Origin of the sequence: Vibrio sp. 10N.222.55.A1 (genome assembly GCF_041473835.1) — a bacterium.
GTDB classification, from domain to species: Bacteria; Pseudomonadota; Gammaproteobacteria; order Enterobacterales; family Vibrionaceae; genus Vibrio; species Vibrio crassostreae_C.
Genome location: NZ_JBFRSX010000022.1, coordinates 109,029 through 125,610 on the forward strand (window position 1 = coordinate 109,029; position 16,582 = coordinate 125,610).

Sequence of the window (16,582 nt, forward strand, 5' to 3'; positions counted from 1 at the left end):
TTGAACTAAAGCTATTTGATTGAAAAATACGATTTGAAAGGCTCCTGTTGGGAGCTTTTTTTGTTTTTTTGGGTATTACGTTGTCGAGCATGCTCACTTACATTCGTAAGCTCCGCGTGCTCTCCTAGAATTTCAAACAACTACTTTGAAAAATATTGATACTAGAGGCTCCTTAATAGGGGCCTTTTTTGTACTTAGAAGTTTTAAAATTGTTGTCGAGCATGCTCACTTACACCCGTAATCTCTGCGTGCTCTCTTAGAATTTCAAACAACTACTTTGAAAAGCAATGATACTAGAGGCTTCTTTAAAGGAGCTATTTTTTGTATCTGGTGGCTGGTGGCTGGTGGATTTGGGATTAAGAGTAAAGAAAACCGGGTATTAAAAAGGGTTAATGCTTTCACATTAACCCTTTGGTATTTGGTAGTGTCGATTCTACTTTTTGATGCTAAGTAGGGTGCCTGACTTACACTTGAATGAGTAATAGTGGCGGCTCTCGTTGAATTTGCCTAAGCCTTCGCCATCGCAGTAGTCGATGTTGATATCACGCATTACTTCTAGTGTATCTTCGCTGTTCAAAGCGAATTTAGAGCCATCAGAGCAGACGATGCGAACTCGTTCATCATGGCTTACAGAGTAAATATCGACTTCAGTATTACACAGCTCAAAAGAGGCTTCGCGAAAGTTGTCTTGCTGAGTATTTGAAGCGCAACCTGCGGTGAGTGCGGCTGCGATAACGGCTAAAAGTCCGAGTCTTTTCATTGTTAATCCTTCACTATCATCAAGTTGGGTGATGAGTTTTATATGCTAGTTTGGGTAGCCTATACAACAATACGCTTTGGTTCAAGGCGCGTTCGTTGACTCTAAGATATAAAAGTATAGGTGCAGACAGATAATTTATAACGGGTTTGCTGCATGTTTGCTTGTTACGTATCACCAAAAAAAAGACCAACACAGAGGTTGGCCTTTAAATAGGAAGATTTTTTTAACGACTATCGAAACTGTTTAGCTTCTGGAAGATACTCAAAACCAGCAGACGCGAGCTTTGCGATCAATGCTGCTTTGTCGATCTCGTAGAAGTTGACCACTCGATCCAAATCACCACCGAAGTCGTCACGTAGCTTCATGTTGACGATACTCATCAACATTACAGGATCCATTTTTTCAAAATTAGCGAGGTTCATATTAGTCCTCGAAATCTGAGATCAGCAGGTTTGCAGCGGCAAAGGCTGCACGCTCACGCGCTTCTTTAGGAAGAGATTCATCTGCAGCAAGGTCATTCAATGTTTTTACCGCGCAGGTGATCGCTTTAGGGATATAGCCTTGGTCGCCACTGCCAATTTGAGAATACAGTTCACGCACCAAATCACAACAATCGTATACTTTCATTTTTATACCTAACCAAATGATAACTGATCTCAATATACACATAGAGATAAGCAAAAACAAAGTGGATCTGATTAAGTTCAGAGTTAGTTTGTCCTTGCTCAATATCTCACTTGGTTAGCTCGCTGCTTAGGCCGTTCTTTACGGCTTCGTTTGGTACTTGCCGATTAGCCAGAGACTTGTTGTTCAAGTTGATAGGTGACTTCATCAGCAAGATTGAGCTGTTTCGCGAGCTCTTTCAGGTACGCCTTTTCCATGAAATTCTGTTCGTCGGCCACAATCAAAGAGGCTAAGTAGATCTCACTCGCCTGTTGAGGTGACGTTGCCAGTTGAGCGATTTCGCTTGGGTCGAGTGGCTTATGCAGTTCTTCAGAGACCAATTTAGTCAGTTGATAATCAGCGCCCATATTCTCGACGGCTTGCTCTATCTTAGCCATCTCTTCTTCATCAACATGGCCATCAGCTTTAGACGCGGCAATCATCGATCGTAGAATCAGCACGCTGTGGTTTGCATCATTTTCATCAAACTGAGCCTGTTCGGCGTTAGGTGTCTGGCCTTGTTTGGACTGGTAGTCGTTGTAGACTTTATAAGCCAAAGCGCCCAGTGCTGCTGCGCCGCCAATCCCAGCCGCTTTCTTACCCATTTTCTTAGTCTTCTTAGAGCCCATTAACGCACCTAACAGTCCTCCGCCAACTGCGCCTGCACCGAAGGCTCCGAGTGTACTTTTACTGCTACTCTTGCTATTGCTGCCTTGAGAAAGGCCACTTAAACTTGAAGACCCTTGTGAAAGTTGCTGAGTACCTTGTTTTACGAGATCTGATTTAAGTGCTTGGTTCAGTAAGCTTTTGATATCCATCGATACCTCCAATGGTGAGCATGTCCAAAAAGTTGATGACACCAATATACGGATTTAAAGATGAACAGGGGATTAACTTACGTTATTTACTCTACTGATAAATAGAAGGGAGTTTGAAGCGAAATGACAGGCACAAAAAAGGCCACCTAACGGCAGCCTTTCAATGTTTATCTAGTCAGTAATCGGATTACTAAGCTAGTTGAGCCTTAAGGTGCTCGATAACCGTGTCCATTGCGATAGCTTCTTTATCACCAGTACGACGGTTTTTGTATTCGAAGTTACCTTCGTCCATGCTGCGATCGCCGATAACGATAGTGTGAGGGATACCCACAAGCTCGATATCTTTAAACATAACACCAGGGCGCTCTTTACGGTCATCGAATAAAACTTCGATACCCATAGCTGTTAATTCAGCGTATAGCTTCTCAGCTGCTTCTTTAACGCGCTCAGATTTGTGCATGTTCATTGGTACGATAGCAACTTGGAACGGCGCTAGTGCGTCTGGCCAAGTGATACCGAATTTATCGTGGTTTTGCTCGATAGCAGATGCAACAACACGTGAAACACCGATACCGTAACAACCCATCTCTAGGATTACGCTCTTACCATCAGGACCAAGCACGTTACAGTTCATTGCTTTAGAGTAAGTATTACCTAGTTGGAAGATGTGACCAACTTCGATACCACGCTTAAGCTGAATAGTACCTTGACCACATGGGCTAAGGTCGCCTTCAACAACGTTACGTAGGTCTTCAACTTGAGCAAGCTCAACGTCACGACCCCAGTTGATGCCGAAGTAGTGCTTACCATCTACGTTTGCGCCAGCGCCGAAGTCACTCATTACAGCAACAGAGCGGTCAACGATGAATGGTAGCTCTAGGCCAACAGGGCCAAGTGAACCAGGACCTGCACCAACAAGTGCACGGATTTCTTCTTCAGAAGCCATCTCTAGTGGAGAAGCAACCTGTGGAAGGTTCTCTGCTTTCACTTCGTTCAGTTCGTGGTCACCACGGATGATTAGCGCGATGATATCAGCGTCTACTTCATCAGAAGCTTTAACGAATAGAGTCTTAACTGTCTTCTCGATTGCTAGACCGTGTTGCTCTACCAATTCTGCGATAGTTTTCGCGTTTGGTGTATCAACCAGTTCCATCTCTTGAGTTGGTGCTGCAGCATCTTCAGTAGGAGCAAGTGCTTCTGCTTTTTCGATGTTTGCTGCGTAATCTGACTCAGTTGAGAATGCGATTAGGTCTTCGCCGCTTTCAGCAAGAACGTGGAACTCTTGAGAGCCGCTGCCGCCGATTGCGCCAGAGTCTGCCAATACTGGACGGTACTCAAGGCCCATGCGGTCGAATGCTTTACAGTAAGCATCGTGCATCGCTTGGTAAGACTTTTCTAAGCCTTCTTTATCGATATCAAAGCTGTACGCATCCATCATAGAGAATTCACGTGCACGCATTACGCCAAAACGAGGGCGGCGCTCATCACGGAATTTAGTCTGGATTTGGTACAGATTTAGAGGTAGCTGTTTGTAAGAGCTGATCTCGTTACGTACTAGGCTCGTTACTACTTCTTCAGCTGTTGGGCTAAGAACAAACGGACGAGAGTGACGGTCTGTGAAACGAAGTAGCTCAGGGCCCATCTTTTCAGAACGGCCAGTCTCTTCCCAAAGCTCAAAAGGTTGAACTACGGGCATCAAGATTTCAACGGCACCTGCATTATCGATCTCTTGGCGAACGATATTTTCGACTTTACGCAGTACACGTAGACCAGTAGGTAGCCAAGTATATAAACCTGAAGCTAGCTTACGGATCATACCTGCACGTAGCATCAGCTGGTGGCTGATAACTTCTGCGTCGTTTGGAGTCTCTTTCAGAGTAGAAAGAAGGTAGTTACTGGTACGCATTCTATGGTATCCGTTTCATCATTGATAAAAGAAAACTTGCTGTCGTTAGCGACGACAGCAAATCTGATATAGCCGCATATAATATCAGCCTATTTGGGATCTCAAAAGCGTTCAATGTCAGTTACATTGATGAAAAGTGTTTCAACTACGAATTTCACGTTAAGATCGAACAAATTTACCGCATATTCCTTGTTGTCAGGTTTACCTTTCTTATAGGCAGGACGAGGATCTTGGCCTAATACTTCTTTGATCACCTGAACGATATGGCGCGCTTGTGGATGACTGGCTAGCTTACTTTGCGCTTGTTGCGAAAAGTTAACTTCGAGCACTTCTGGTTCGTCAGCAGCAAACCCTCCCAATGCGTCCGGAATCGAATCTGAGTAGGGGATGTAAGGCTTGATGTCGATGATCGGTGTGCCATCTACTAAGTCGACGCTGCCGAGATCCAACCAAGTTTGCCCTTTCTCTTGAGACACACCTTTTAGTTCAACCGCAGACATGCCAATTCCATTCGGTCTGAATGTGGCACGAGACGCGAATACACCAATACGTTCATTCCCGCCAAGGCGAGGTGGCCTCACGGTTGGTTTCCAGCCTGCTTCAAGGTTCTTGTCGAACAGAAATAGTAACCAAACATGGCTAAATTGCTCAATACCACGAACAGACTCAAGGCAGTTTGCTGCATCAACTAATCTGACTCTTGAGGTGGATGTTGGCACCAATCTAGGCTGCCTGGGTACCGCGAACTTCTCTTTATAGGGAGACTCTATAAAGCCAATAGGTTCAATGGAGTACATGAGTGGGCGTTCTCTAATTACGATCTATGGCAGAAAAATATCACAAAATCGCTTGTTTTTCTTTTGATAATAATTATCATTTGGTATGTTATAACATATCAATTTGATCATTTAGGGAAATACAATGAAACCGAATATCCACCCGGACTACCGCACAGTGGTGTTCCACGACACCAGCGTTGATGAATACTTCTTAATCGGCTCTACGCTGAAAACAGACCGCACTATCGAATGGGAAGATGGCAATACTTACCCTTATTTCACGATTGAAGTGTCTGCAAAATCGCATCCTTTCTATACGGGTAAACAGAGAGTGCTACATAAAGAAGGGCGTGTTGCCAACTTTACTCGTCGCTTTGGTCAATTAGGTAAGGGAGCTAAATAATGAAAGTTGTTAAATCACTTAAAAGTGCGAAAAGCCGTCACCCAGATTGCCAGATCGTTAAGCGTAGAGGGCGTCATTATGTGATCTGCAAATCCAATCCAAGATTTAAAGCGGTTCAAAAATAACCGTCAATATGATGTGACGCGTGTGTAAAAACGAGGGGAAAGTCAAACTTCATTCATTTGCCTGTTTTTCTTTTCCTTCGAGCGGAACCTTGGCCAATATAGAATCTTACTTTAGAGTATGGTGTGTTTTATTTTCATGTGAATCAATGAGTTATATTGTCAGTCATATTTGTAGTGAATACTTGTTTGTGAATTATAAATCTATCTTTTGTATTTAATATAGATTTATTTGCTAATTAATTGTTCAAATAGAGTTAAAAATCGTCGTTTGTTACACATTTTGTAACATTTTGAATTTCTAATTGATAATTTTGTCGCGTACTCTGCGCTGGCAATTTGAACATTTTTGTCACAATTGCACAGGAATCACTACAAGGAGGGAACTGATGAGTTCATCAGCTTCAATAAAAAACAACTCGCCAAAGAAACCTATTTTTACCCGCTTTCTCGATGGCGTTGAATATTTGGGGAACCTTTTACCCCACCCAATCACTCTTTTCGCAATCTTCTGTGTCGCAATCCTAGTTTCTTCAGGGATTGCTGGTTACTTCGAAGTATCTGTAATGGATCCTCGCCCAGAAGGTGCTCCAGGTCGTGCTGCTGACGGCATGATCTACGTTGTAAGCTTACTTAATGCTGAAGGCTTACAGCTCATTGTTACTAATCTAGTTAAAAACTTTGTTGGCTTTGCGCCATTAGGTACCGTGCTTGTTGCAATGCTAGGTGTAGCGATTGCTGAACACTCAGGTCTATTATCTGCGGCGATGCGTGGCATGGTAATGGGCGCATCTAAGCGTATGGTTACGGTAACCGTAGTTTTTGCCGGTATTATCTCTAACACGGCTTCAGAGCTTGGTTACGTAGTACTTATCCCTCTTGCAGCAATGCTTTTCCACTCTTTGGGTCGCCACCCATTAGCGGGTCTAGCGGCAGCATTTGCTGGTGTATCTGGTGGTTACTCTGCAAACCTTCTAATCGGTACGGTTGATCCACTGCTTTCTGGTATTACAGAAACAGCAGCACAAATGATCGACCCGACTTACAGCGTCGGTCCTGAATCAAACTGGTACTTCATGTTTGTTTCGACTTTCTTCATTGCGATTACAGGTGCATTTGTAACTGAGAAGATTGTTGAGCCAAAACTGGGTAAATACAACGATGAAGAAGCGTCTGAAGACCTATCAAATGATTCGATGGGTAAACTAACAGACGTTGAGAAGAATGGCCTTAAGCTTGCGGGTATCGCAGTATTAGCGGTTTCTGCACTTCTTGCATGGACGATTGTTCCAGCTGATGGTGTTCTACGTTCAGCAGCAGGTACGGTTTCAGGTTCTCCATTCCTGAAAAGTATCGTAGCGTTCATCTTCGTATTCTTCGCAGTTCCTGGTTTTGTTTACGGTAAAGTTACCGGCACAATGAAAACAGACCGTGATGTTATCAATGCAATGTCTAAGTCTATGTCTTCAATGGGCATGTACATCGTACTTGTGTTCTTTGCTGCTCAGTTTGTTGCTTTCTTCAAGTGGACTAACTTCGGTCAAGTATTCGCAGTTGCAGGTGCTACGTTCCTACAGGATATCGGCCTAACGGGCCCAATGTTGTTCTTCGCATTCATCCTAATGTGTGGCTTCATTAACCTAATGATCGGTTCGGCTTCTGCTCAGTGGGCAGTAACAGCACCTATCTTCGTTCCAATGCTAATGCTAGTAGGCTACGCACCAGAAACGATTCAAGCGGCTTACCGTATCGGTGACTCAACAACGAACATCATTACTCCAATGATGAGCTACTTCGGTCTTATCCTTGCTGTAGCGACGCGTTACATGAAGAACCTAGGTATCGGTACTCTGATTGCAACTATGCTTCCATACTCAATCGTATTCTTGGTTGGTTGGAGCTTAATGTTCTACGTTTGGGTATTCGTATTTGGCCTACCAGTAGGTCCAGGTGCTGCAACGTACTACACGCCTTAGTTGTAGAGTAGGGGAAACCTTCTTCTAATTGATATTAAAAAAACCTGCATTGTTTGCAGGTTTTTTGATTTTTTATGGAGAGATAGAACTAGGTTAAGCTCGGATGAGCCAGCTAGCGTTTGGCTAGAATTCTATCTAAGTGGTTGGCAAACTCACGACGGTCGGTTTGAGAAAGGGCACTTGGTCCACCCGTTTGGATGCCACTTGAGCGCATGGTATCCATAAAGTCACGAATGTTCAGACGCGCTTTAATGGTCTCTTTGGTGTAAAGCTCACCACGAGAGCTGAGTGCTTGCCCACCTTTAGTGATCACTTCGTCAGCCAGAGGGATATCGGATGTAATCACAAGATCGCCGGGTTCAGTGCGCTTTACGATTTCATCATCAGCAATATCAAACCCGCTTGGCACTTGAATTGAGTGAATGTTATTGCGTTTAGGAACGGGAACCAGATGGTTTGCCACAAAGGTACATTCAACCCCTGTGCGCTCAGCTGCGCGTACGATTGTTTCTCGGATAACCTTTGGACAAGCGTCCGCATCAACCCATATCTTCATAGTGTTCTATTTCTCTGTTAGCTTATTTATCGGTCAACTTATTGCTCAGTTGCCTTATTGATCAGTTAGTTTAGCTTCAAGCATGGCAACGCGAGCAGTGAGTTCAAGGATTTGCTTTTCCAGTTGGCTAACACGATCAAGTGCTGGCTCTTCTTGTGTCGCGACTTCAACTTTAGGAACACGATTTGCGCTTTTCCAGCTCTTGATGGTCGTGATTAAAGCGGGCATCGGAACGGATGTGCTCATACGAGCCTTAACTAAAGCAACTGTCGGCTCTTTCCCTTGCGCTTGCAGTCCTTCAAGCACTGATTTCAACTCTTCAGAAACATCTTTTGTCAGCATGTTGATCTCCATTTTTAGTCTTTAGTCATTTTACTCGCTCTGGTGAATGATAGCGAATCATAAAACCGCCCATGGCTTGTGAGAGATCTCTTACAAAGGTTGTGAGATAACACGAATACATCGCTAGAGAGATTGATGTGCACATGGTTAAGTTGTTGAATTTTAATTGTTTTATATAATTAACAACTTTCTTGAATTCAAAATGTGATGCAAATCTATTGTCCGAAATCCTAAATCGCGTAAATTAAACCTTGTCGGAAGGATTCTGACACGGAACAGGAAAGCACCAAGGATTTGGTTATCTTCAGGATGAAGATTTGGTTACTTAGGATTGAGTGATCAAGCATGGAGCGTAAGGACATTGTAGGGATACAGTCAGTTAACAGGAAGTTAGCTGCAACGGAATGACAATGGACACCTTTAGGATTAAAGGGTTGGATTAGCATCAGGACGATGTAAAGGACACCGCTCACGGAACAAGTGATGTGCGCTAACTAGGATTGTTAGCTTTCAGGATGATTGGACACCGCTAGGACGGCGAAGTAAAGGAAAGAGCTGAAGGATTACAGCCACTATTATGGATGATGCATGGAGCATTAATTAGTAGCCGGACTGCTGCGAGTAAGACCCTAGCCCTGACACTTCGGTGTCGGGGCTTTTCTTTTCCTAAGGCTTTTTCTCTATCTAGGGGCTCTCTTTAATTCAGGAGCTTTTATCTAAGCACGCGACATCTGCTTTTCTGCTAATGGTCAACACAAGGAGTGTTTTATGACGATAGCAACCTCAAGAACGCTGTTGGTACCTTATACCGAGCAGTTAGAACATGACTTTATCAAGTTGAATTGCTGCCCCATCAATCGTGCTGAAATGAACGGGCCGCATTCTATTGCCTCTGCAAAACACCTATTTCAAGAAATACTGAACGACAACGTTGGTTTTTGCCGAGCCATTATCCACAACCAAACCCGCGAATACCTCGGGCATTTGTTTGTTTCGTCTGAAGAAGGGAAGCATGAACTGGGATTTATTCTGGACAAGGAGTTTTGGAATCAAGGCCTTGCTAGTGAAGTGCTAAAACCTTTCTTTAGTTTGGTTTGTTTTGAAGAACACCTAACGAATGTTGTCGCGACCGTTAATGTTGGTCATAACCCATCAATTAAGTTACTTGAAAAGTTAGGCTTTGCATTTAAAGAGACCAAACAAGATCAGTTTGGCCCTTATCATGAATATAGCTATACCGCGTATTGCGACGTTACATTCTATGAGGTTGTAGCTCAAACCGCATAGAACGGAAGCCCACCATGGTCAGTTTCCCTTGGTACAGGTCATCACCTAACGCTGAAAACTCAAATTGATACACGGTGTGCCAGCGCCAAATGGTGGTGAGCTCATGGCGCATCTTAAGTTTATGACCACTAAAGGCAACACTTAATAGCTGTAAGTCGAGCTCTTTACATTTTCTCGCAATGGCAGCTTTCGCAAGCTCGGATTGCCTGCGCTGTTGCCAAAACAGAAAGCAAAAGAAGCACAGCATCAAAATAGCCAATAAGTTATCTATCATTTAATCCATACTTCCTTTTATCTCTCTATTCCGTTCGTGATTTGAGCTTTTTGTTATGAGCTACTGAGCTGTTCTGTCTGGTATCTATTGCGACTTAGCCGCTTGTTGTAATTCTACAAGTGCATTGGCGAGTTCTGGTGATGGGTTCGAGTTCAATAATGGTAAAAATACCATTCTCAGTGTCGGAATCATCACTAAATCTGCAAATAACTGATTGAACAAGTTTTGGTTGCCCGTTTGTGCGAGACGCAGCAAGAACTGCTCAGCAATCGCAGGATCTTGCAGTGCGTGCCAGCTGCGACCAGCCAAACCAATCAATACTTCTTGGTGGCTTAAGCGCGGGCTAGCCAGAACTTGGTTAATTACGGCGTTGGTTGTGCTTTGCTCTGCGCCAGAAAGGGCACGTACCAGTGCTGACAGTAAGAACAGATCTGGCTCTTGACTGTTAATCTCATTCTCTGCCATTTCTTGTAAGCGTTGAGCGAGCTTGTCATTGATTTGCGTATGCTCAAGCGCCCCGAGAGTCGCGTATAGAGGTTCTGAAGGCAGCTTATTCAATGCTTTGCGAATCGCGACACCATTTTGTTGGCTGCCTAAACGAGCACACATATCAGTGATGCCTTGTAGGCCAACGGTTTTCCAGTTGTCCCAGCCTAGATCGCCTGTGAAGTAGTGTTGAGCGTGTTCGTAGTATTGGCTCGTTGCAAGGTCTAAACCTGCTCTTACTTGGCTATGGAACACGGCCATTTTGTCTTCTGAAGGCTTGAAGGTATATGGGTTGTTTGACAGCTTTTGTTGTTGCTCTTCGCTGATCTCACCGTTCAAACGTGTGCCCATCGCTTCGATAACAAACTTAAGGAAATTGCCGACATCACCTTGATGTAATAGGCCTCTTTCGTCCAGTTTGAATTTTAGGAACCAGATCCAAGGTTGCTTGTGTTCGTTCCAGTAACTAATCGCTAAGTGAGCTTGTTTCTGAAGTGGAAATGGGTACGGCTGTTTCCCTTGCTCAACATCAGAGAATAAGGTGTTGTCGATCTTCTGAATACGGCGACCTAGGTCGTAGATATCGTACTGGCAACCGCTATTCTTTAGTAACTGAGTGAGCGTGTGAATCGTTTCCATAGTAATAAAGCTCCTAACTTTCTTTCCTAAATAGATGGTACTCTATGCCCCAATTTCAAGGTCACTAGATAAATAACTTGGTGAAAAATGACAGCAGCCACAAAGTTACCTCTTTTACTTCAACAATTAGAAGAACAAATGCGCCAATGTTCGCTATGGAGCACGCTTCCGCCTTCGGATGAAGCTCTGGCGAGCGTTGAACCTTTCGGGATTGATTCGTTACAACCGGAAGAGTGGTTGCAGTGGATCTTTATCGTTAAGATCAACGCAATGATGGATGCCCAAATGAGCCTACCGAAAGGCTTTGCTATCCATCCTTATTTTGGTGAAGTGTGGAAAAATGAGGCAGACAAAGTCGAACTGCTAGTGACGATTCAGAGCATTGATGAGGTATGCGCGTAATGTTAGAGATCATTTATCAAGATGAGTATTTTGTCGCGGTGAATAAGCCCGCTGGCATGCTGGTGCATCGCTCATGGTTGGATAAACACGAAACGCAATTTGTGATGCAAACACTGCGTGATCAAATTGGTCAGCACGTATTTCCTCTGCATCGCTTAGATCGCCCAACGTCTGGCGTATTGGTGTTTGCGCTATCGAGTGAGGTCGCCTCTGAGGTGATGCCAATGTTCGCTAACCATGAGATGCAAAAGACTTACCATGCAATTGTTCGTGGTTGGATAGAAGAGGGCGATACGCTTGATTACGCACTTAAGGTTGAGCTGGATAAGATCGCAGATAAGTTCGCGAAAGAAGACAAAGAAGCGCAAGAGGCTGTGACGGTTTATGAACCGCTAGCAAAAGTCGAAGTACCCTATTCAACAGGACGTTTCCCAACGAGCCGCTACTGCTTGGTTGAGATGATGCCAAAAACAGGCCGTAAACATCAGCTGCGTCGTCATATGGCTCACCTAAGACACCCAATCGTGGGTGATACCTCACATGGTGATGGTAAACACAACCGACTGTTTCGTGATGATTTAGATTCGCACCGTTTGTTGCTACATGCCTCTGAATTGCGCTTCATTCATCCTTTCACTAAAGAAGAGTTGGTCATGAAGGCGAACCTGGATGAAACTTGGCTAAGGTTGTTTGAAACCTTTGAGTGGGATACCAGCTTGGTGAATGCTGAAGCACGGTCGTCTAAGTAAAGACCAGGCGTTTAGTAAACATAGAAAATAGAATAAAAATAAAGGGCTGATAGTGATATCAGCCCTTTTTGTGTCTATGCAATCTTAGCGGTAAAACTAATGTTAGTTAGTCGCTCATCGCGGGATCATTTCAGCTTTTCTAGATCGGCTTCGATCTCTGCGATCTTACTTGATACAACCTTCTCTAAGTGGCGTAAGTCGGTAAGGATCTTCTGCTTCACATCGACCTCAGCGGTTGGCGTCGGTTTGGTGATCTTGTTGAGCTCATCAATCACAAGAGTGAGGTTGCGGTTAATCTCAGTCACTTCTTTGTATTGATTATTGCCACCGCTAACAAGCACACTTTTTACTTGTCGTGGGTACTTAAACTTAACGCTTTTCGCGAAAAGTTCACCTTTCTGCTTACGAAAGTAAATCTTCAGGATATCTTTATGAGCTTCTTGGCGAAGGGAGTAACGTTCAATCTGTTTAGGTTCGTGGATACCTAAGCCAGTGAGGTTTGGATACATAAGCGACCTCTAGGTTATGAATGTAATACTTTTATGTAATTGACTTGATCAATGTAGCAGCCTAACGACGAGCTAGATAGTTGATATCTGTGAATTGATTGTAAGTTGTGGGCAAGATCGCTCTCTATCTTTGCCCACACTTATTTGGCTATTAAAGCTATTCCTAGAGCTAAACTTGTTTCCTAGTAATAACTTACTTCTAGCACTAAATTAGCTTTCTAAGGTGCGAGTTCTGAAACATGCTCAGTTAACCTTTCTCTTAGCGCTTGTTCCTGTTCTTCAGACAGTCTTCCTCCCGCGTCACTGGTCAGAATAAACAAATCTTCAGCTCTCTCACCTATGGTGGTGATTTTCGCACCGTGCAAGTTAATGTCTAATTCTGCAAAGGTTGCACCGACTTGAGCCAACAACCCTGGCGTATCAAGAGCTCTTAACTCCATCAAGGTGCGTTTCTTACTCTTGGTTGGTAGGAACTCAACTAAGGTTTTCACCTTGAAATGCTGCAAGTTACGTGGCGTACGACGAGTCTTAATCTTAGTTGGGCGGCCATCAGCCAGAACATGAGTTAGATGCTTAGCGACGGCTTTGTGTCTTGCTTCATCAATCGCTTCGCCGTGCTGATCCAGTACGATAAAGGTATCCAAAACATGACCATCTTTGCTAACCATGACCTGCGCGTCATGAACGTTAAAGTTACGTCTGTCGAGTTCGGCAACCACGGTCGCAAACAGTGCTGCTTGGTCTTTACAATAAACGAACACTTCTGTGCCACCGCGCGTCGCTTTCTTACTGATCAGCACTAACGGTTGGCTTGGGTCTTCTAGGCGAAGTAAGTGCTCACAGTGCCAAGCGATTTGTTTATGTGTGTGACGCAAGAAATAGTCAGCTTTGAAACGCTGCCACAACACCTCAATCTCACGAGCCGTGAAGCCTTCTTTACGCAGCAGTGCAGATGCCATTTGCTGGTTATGACGAATACGGTCTCTGACATCGACGGGGTTTTCCAAGCCGCGGCGCAGTGCGCGCTGCGTAGAATGGAACAGTTCTGCGAGTAGGGTACGTTTCCAGCTGTTCCATAGTTCTGGGTTGGTTGCACAGATATCGGCTACCGTTAGGCACACCAGCAGTTCTAACGACTCTTCGTCGCGTACTTTCTTGGCGAACTCTGTGATTACGTCCGGATCGTAGATATCACGACGTTGAGCCGTTACTGACATCAATAGGTGATTTTGTACCAACCACGCGACTTGTTTGGCTTCAGGCTTCGATAGCCCGTGTTCAATACAGAAAGAGTAAGCCTCAACCGCACCTATCTCAGAGTGGTCTCCGCCGCGGCCTTTGCCGATGTCATGGAAGATAGCGGCAAGGATCAGCAACTCTTTCTTCTGTACTCGAGGATAGACTTCACAGCAGATAGGGTGCTTATCGTGGTTTTCGATTTGACCAAAGCGGTTGATGTGCTTGAGCAGGCGGATACTGTGCTCATCCACGGTGTAAACATGGAATAGGTCAAACTGCATCTGACCAACGATCTGGCTCCACTGCGGTAAGTACGCAGAGAGCACGCCCAATTTGTGCATTAAGCTAAAGGCTTTGTGCAGGGCATTAGGGTGGCGAACTAGATCCATGAACTTGTCACGAGCTTCAGGAATGGTATGCAGGAATCGGTTCAATCGACGGCGTGCCGTACGCAGTTGTCGCAATGTTGGTGGACTTACCCCTTCGATAGTCGAGTCATTGGCGATATGGATGAACATATCGAGAATGGTTTCTGGTCTTGCTTGGAATAGGGCAGGCTTGCGCGCTTCGATCAACGAACCTCGACGTTGGAAATCACTATCGAGAATTTCAGCGTCTTGGGTTTGACCGCCATTGATGATCGCTTGATCGAACAGCTTAAGCAGCATCTTATTCAGTTCAGCAACACGACGAAGGGTTCGGTAGAACTCTTTCATCATCATCTCAACACCACGGTTTCCTTCACCCGTATAACCCAGATGTTCAGCGACTTGAGCTTGATGCGCGAACGTTAAACGGTTGTCGTAACGGCGCAGTTCAATATGCAATGCAAAGCGAACACGCCATAAAAAATCTTGGCACTCAACGAGCTCACGATATTCAGCATCGGTCAGAAAGCCGTATTTGCTCATCTCTAACAAAGAGGTCGCGCCGAAGTGGCGACGCGCAACCCAGCTCAGGGTATGGATGTCTCTGAGCCCTCCCGGAGTCGATTTGATGTCCGGTTCTAAATTATAGGTGGTGTCGTGGTAGCGAGCATGACGCTCTCTCTGTTCTTGAATCTTGGCTTTGTAAAACGTCTCACTTGGCCAAAATGAATCGGAATGAATCTTCAGTTTTAGTTCTTGGAAAGTGTCTTCACTACCACATAACAATCGCGACTCTTGTAGGTTGGTCGCGACGGTTAAATCATCGGTGCCGATATCGAGACACTCAGTAATAGTTCGCACAGCATGGCCAACTTCGAGCTTTAAATCCCAAAGTAGAGTAATGAATTGACTGACCTTTTCACCAAGAGCTGGTGGTAGTGTTTTTTGCGAGACAATGAGAATATCAATGTCAGACAAAGGATGCAGTTCGCCACGACCATAACCACCCACTGCGACAAGTGAAATATGAGGCAGTTTGTTGAATCCGAAATTTTCCCACAAACGATTGAGAAGTAAATCCATGTATTCGGAGCGCAGTAGAACCAAATCGGTGACGGGATGGTGGTTCAGAAATTCATTTTTTTGATACTGCGTGAAGATCTCGAGCTGATTTTTTAATTCGCAGATTTCAATTTGTTCGTCATTGAACGTAAGAGGGCATTGATAAGGCATAGTCTGCTATCCGTGCAAGCAAATGAGAATAGTAAACAATTTAACAGAAGCTGATGGAAAATCGAAATTGAGTGGATAAAAAATATCCTCGACAATGCGAGGATATTTTTAAAAGGCTGATGCGCTCAGTTCGGTGAACTAAGCGTTCTTCATGATACGTGGGATTGTATCATCGCTGCGCAGTGTTAGTACTTCACAACCAGTATCAGTTACAACCAGAGTGTGCTCCCATTGAGCCGAGTTCTTGTTGTCTGCTGTGTATACTGTCCAGCTATCTTCGTCATCAAGACGACAGCCAAACTTACCCGCGTTGATCATTGGCTCGATAGTGAAGCACATGCCTGCTTTTAGCACGGTGCGATCGCTGTTCTTGTAGTGAACTACTTGTGGATCTTCGTGGAATTCAGAACCAATGCCGTGACCACAGTAATCTTTAACAATAGAGAACTTAGCGCGTGGGTTGTTCTTGTTGTTTGTTTTGATGTACTTCTCGATAGCAGTACCGATTTGACCAAGTTGAACACCTGGCTTAACTTGGCGCATGCCTTCGTAAAGTGCTTCTTGAGCAACCATGCACAGACGCTTGTTTGCAGGTGAAACCTCACCCACTAGGAACATCTTAGAGGTGTCACCGTGGTAGCCTTGAGGGCGAGTACTAAGATCGGCATTTGCGTCATCAGGGATGATAACTGTGATATCAACGTTCAGAATGTCGCCATCTTTGAGTACCGCAGGTTTGAATTGACCTGTGCTACCCGTCTCGTCTTGTGACGCGGGAATGCCGTGACACACAATATGATTGATAGACGTACAGATAGACTTAGGGAAACCGTGGTAATCGAGTGGCGCAGAGTATGCACCTCTTTCTAGAGCGTACTCATGACAAAGCGTATTGAGCTCTTCCGTCGTGGTACCCACTTGGATGTGAGGTTCGATCATCTCAATAATGTCAGCGGCCAGCTTGCCGGCGACGCGCATTTTTTCAATTTCTTCAGCAGTTTTAATTTTTACAGCCATTGCATATCTCTTAATTTGGTAGCACCTAAGTGTGCATATTGGGGCTATTCTATC

The 16,582-nt window shown here is 44.6% G+C and carries 19 protein-coding genes; 6 read left to right on the forward strand and 13 right to left on the reverse strand.

Annotated elements, in window-relative coordinates:
- Positions 1-433: 433 nt before the first annotated feature.
- The 6 genes from AB4493_RS07000 to tsaA all read right to left on the reverse strand — a co-directional run bounded on the left by AB4493_RS07000 (position 434) and on the right by tsaA (position 4,944).
- Positions 434-760, reverse strand: coding sequence for a hypothetical protein (locus AB4493_RS07000; RefSeq protein ID WP_102320137.1), 327 nt, complete (start codon positions 758-760; stop codon positions 434-436).
- Between the two features lie 230 nt (positions 761-990).
- Complete coding sequence (locus tag AB4493_RS07005) at positions 991-1,182, reverse strand: DUF4250 domain-containing protein (protein ID WP_004738555.1); 192 nt, start codon at positions 1,180-1,182, stop codon at positions 991-993.
- 1 nt (position 1,183) lies between these two features.
- Positions 1,184-1,387: a YaeP family protein gene (locus AB4493_RS07010; RefSeq protein WP_008222923.1), complete on the reverse strand. Its 204-nt coding sequence runs from the start codon at positions 1,385-1,387 to the stop codon at positions 1,184-1,186.
- 164 nt (positions 1,388-1,551) lie between these two features.
- Positions 1,552-2,241, reverse strand: coding sequence for a tellurite resistance TerB family protein (locus tag AB4493_RS07015; RefSeq protein WP_017063352.1), 690 nt, complete (start codon positions 2,239-2,241; stop codon positions 1,552-1,554).
- A 190-nt stretch (positions 2,242-2,431) separates the two neighbouring features.
- Positions 2,432-4,147, reverse strand: a complete 1,716-nt coding sequence (locus AB4493_RS07020) for a proline--tRNA ligase (protein WP_017063353.1) — start codon at positions 4,145-4,147, stop codon at positions 2,432-2,434.
- A gap of 101 nt (positions 4,148-4,248) precedes the next feature.
- Positions 4,249-4,944 carry a tRNA (N6-threonylcarbamoyladenosine(37)-N6)-methyltransferase TrmO gene (gene tsaA / locus AB4493_RS07025; protein ID WP_372154718.1) on the reverse strand — a complete coding sequence of 232 codons (696 nt, stop codon included), beginning with the start codon at positions 4,942-4,944 and terminating at the stop codon, positions 4,249-4,251.
- A gap of 124 nt (positions 4,945-5,068) precedes the next feature.
- Here tsaA and AB4493_RS07030 point away from each other — a divergent pair, with 124 nt between their 5' ends.
- The 3 genes from AB4493_RS07030 (at position 5,069) to AB4493_RS07040 (ending at position 7,427) form a co-directional block, all read left to right on the forward strand.
- A complete protein-coding gene (locus AB4493_RS07030) occupies positions 5,069-5,329 on the forward strand; it encodes a type B 50S ribosomal protein L31 (protein ID WP_054541634.1) in 261 nt (86 codons plus the stop codon).
- The gene (gene ykgO, locus AB4493_RS07035) at positions 5,329-5,454 is read left to right on the forward strand and encodes a type B 50S ribosomal protein L36 (protein WP_010436457.1); all 126 of its coding nucleotides are present in this window, start codon (positions 5,329-5,331) and stop codon (positions 5,452-5,454) included. The genes AB4493_RS07030 and ykgO overlap by 1 nt, the downstream gene beginning before the upstream one ends.
- Positions 5,455-5,840: 386 nt before the next feature.
- Positions 5,841-7,427, forward strand: a complete 1,587-nt coding sequence (locus AB4493_RS07040; protein ID WP_372154719.1) for an AbgT family transporter — start codon at positions 5,841-5,843, stop codon at positions 7,425-7,427.
- 112 nt (positions 7,428-7,539) lie between these two features.
- Here AB4493_RS07040 and AB4493_RS07045 read toward each other — a convergent pair whose 3' ends face one another.
- Together AB4493_RS07045 and AB4493_RS07050 are read right to left on the reverse strand one after the other, a co-directional pair.
- Positions 7,540-7,983, reverse strand: a complete 444-nt coding sequence (locus tag AB4493_RS07045; protein WP_017063355.1) for a YaiI/YqxD family protein — start codon at positions 7,981-7,983, stop codon at positions 7,540-7,542.
- 54 nt (positions 7,984-8,037) lie between these two features.
- Complete coding sequence (locus AB4493_RS07050; protein ID WP_017069390.1) at positions 8,038-8,325, reverse strand: hypothetical protein; 288 nt, start codon at positions 8,323-8,325, stop codon at positions 8,038-8,040.
- A 768-nt stretch (positions 8,326-9,093) separates the two neighbouring features.
- Here AB4493_RS07050 and AB4493_RS07055 point away from each other — a divergent pair.
- Positions 9,094-9,612 carry a GNAT family N-acetyltransferase gene (locus AB4493_RS07055; RefSeq protein WP_372154720.1) on the forward strand — a complete coding sequence of 173 codons (519 nt, stop codon included), beginning with the start codon at positions 9,094-9,096 and terminating at the stop codon, positions 9,610-9,612.
- Here the strand turns inward: AB4493_RS07055 and AB4493_RS07060 are convergent.
- Both AB4493_RS07060 and AB4493_RS07065 read right to left on the reverse strand, forming a co-directional pair.
- On the reverse strand, positions 9,578-9,886 hold the full coding sequence (locus tag AB4493_RS07060) for a DUF3301 domain-containing protein (RefSeq protein ID WP_017060748.1): 309 nt from the start codon (positions 9,884-9,886) through the stop codon (positions 9,578-9,580). The genes AB4493_RS07055 and AB4493_RS07060 overlap by 35 nt on opposite strands.
- Before the next feature lie 84 nt (positions 9,887-9,970).
- The gene (locus tag AB4493_RS07065) at positions 9,971-11,011 is read right to left on the reverse strand and encodes a DUF3549 family protein (protein ID WP_017060747.1); all 1,041 of its coding nucleotides are present in this window, start codon (positions 11,009-11,011) and stop codon (positions 9,971-9,973) included.
- An 87-nt stretch (positions 11,012-11,098) separates the two neighbouring features.
- On the opposite strand from AB4493_RS07065, the gene AB4493_RS07070 reads away from it, so the two are divergent.
- Together AB4493_RS07070 and truC are read left to right on the forward strand one after the other, a co-directional pair.
- Positions 11,099-11,413 (forward strand): YqcC family protein, encoded by a 315-nt coding sequence (locus tag AB4493_RS07070; RefSeq protein ID WP_017063358.1) that lies wholly within the window; start codon positions 11,099-11,101, stop codon positions 11,411-11,413.
- A complete protein-coding gene (truC, locus tag AB4493_RS07075; protein WP_372154721.1) occupies positions 11,413-12,162 on the forward strand; it encodes a tRNA pseudouridine(65) synthase TruC in 750 nt (249 codons plus the stop codon). The genes AB4493_RS07070 and truC overlap by 1 nt, the downstream gene beginning before the upstream one ends.
- A 125-nt stretch (positions 12,163-12,287) precedes the next feature.
- On the opposite strand, the gene AB4493_RS07080 is transcribed toward truC, so the two are convergent.
- The 3 genes from AB4493_RS07080 to map form a co-directional block, all read right to left on the reverse strand.
- On the reverse strand, positions 12,288-12,671 hold the full coding sequence (locus AB4493_RS07080; protein WP_004734354.1) for a DUF3461 family protein: 384 nt from the start codon (positions 12,669-12,671) through the stop codon (positions 12,288-12,290).
- 218 nt (positions 12,672-12,889) lie between these two features.
- Positions 12,890-15,511, reverse strand: coding sequence for a bifunctional uridylyltransferase/uridylyl-removing protein GlnD (gene glnD, locus AB4493_RS07085; RefSeq protein WP_372154722.1), 2,622 nt, complete (start codon positions 15,509-15,511; stop codon positions 12,890-12,892).
- A gap of 138 nt (positions 15,512-15,649) precedes the next feature.
- On the reverse strand, positions 15,650-16,528 hold the full coding sequence (gene map / locus AB4493_RS07090) for a type I methionyl aminopeptidase (RefSeq protein WP_372154723.1): 879 nt from the start codon (positions 16,526-16,528) through the stop codon (positions 15,650-15,652).
- Between the last annotated feature and the right edge of the window lie 54 nt (positions 16,529-16,582).

Bases quoted from the DNA above. Each gene is read 5' to 3' on its own strand.
- AB4493_RS07040 (WP_372154719.1), top strand. From the start codon at position 5,841: ATGAGTTCATCAGCTTCAATAAAAAACAACTCGCCAAAGAAACCTATT.
- AB4493_RS07070 (WP_017063358.1), top strand. From the start codon at position 11,099: ATGACAGCAGCCACAAAGTTACCTCTTTTACTTCAACAATTAGAAGAA.
- AB4493_RS07045 (WP_017063355.1), bottom strand. From the start codon at position 7,983: ATGAAGATATGGGTTGATGCGGACGCTTGTCCAAAGGTTATCCGAGAA.
- truC (WP_372154721.1), top strand. From the start codon at position 11,413: ATGTTAGAGATCATTTATCAAGATGAGTATTTTGTCGCGGTGAATAAG.
- tsaA (WP_372154718.1), bottom strand. From the start codon at position 4,944: ATGTACTCCATTGAACCTATTGGCTTTATAGAGTCTCCCTATAAAGAG.
- AB4493_RS07065 (WP_017060747.1), bottom strand. From the start codon at position 11,011: ATGGAAACGATTCACACGCTCACTCAGTTACTAAAGAATAGCGGTTGC.
- AB4493_RS07030 (WP_054541634.1), top strand. From the start codon at position 5,069: ATGAAACCGAATATCCACCCGGACTACCGCACAGTGGTGTTCCACGAC.
- glnD (WP_372154722.1), bottom strand. From the start codon at position 15,511: ATGCCTTATCAATGCCCTCTTACGTTCAATGACGAACAAATTGAAATC.
- AB4493_RS07060 (WP_017060748.1), bottom strand. From the start codon at position 9,886: ATGATAGATAACTTATTGGCTATTTTGATGCTGTGCTTCTTTTGCTTT.
- AB4493_RS07020 (WP_017063353.1), bottom strand. From the start codon at position 4,147: ATGCGTACCAGTAACTACCTTCTTTCTACTCTGAAAGAGACTCCAAAC.
- map (WP_372154723.1), bottom strand. From the start codon at position 16,528: ATGGCTGTAAAAATTAAAACTGCTGAAGAAATTGAAAAAATGCGCGTC.
- AB4493_RS07005 (WP_004738555.1), bottom strand. From the start codon at position 1,182: ATGAACCTCGCTAATTTTGAAAAAATGGATCCTGTAATGTTGATGAGT.
- AB4493_RS07050 (WP_017069390.1), bottom strand. From the start codon at position 8,325: ATGCTGACAAAAGATGTTTCTGAAGAGTTGAAATCAGTGCTTGAAGGA.
- AB4493_RS07000 (WP_102320137.1), bottom strand. From the start codon at position 760: ATGAAAAGACTCGGACTTTTAGCCGTTATCGCAGCCGCACTCACCGCA.
- AB4493_RS07015 (WP_017063352.1), bottom strand. From the start codon at position 2,241: ATGGATATCAAAAGCTTACTGAACCAAGCACTTAAATCAGATCTCGTA.
- AB4493_RS07055 (WP_372154720.1), top strand. From the start codon at position 9,094: ATGACGATAGCAACCTCAAGAACGCTGTTGGTACCTTATACCGAGCAG.
- AB4493_RS07010 (WP_008222923.1), bottom strand. From the start codon at position 1,387: ATGAAAGTATACGATTGTTGTGATTTGGTGCGTGAACTGTATTCTCAA.
- ykgO (WP_010436457.1), top strand. From the start codon at position 5,329: ATGAAAGTTGTTAAATCACTTAAAAGTGCGAAAAGCCGTCACCCAGAT.
- AB4493_RS07080 (WP_004734354.1), bottom strand. From the start codon at position 12,671: ATGTATCCAAACCTCACTGGCTTAGGTATCCACGAACCTAAACAGATT.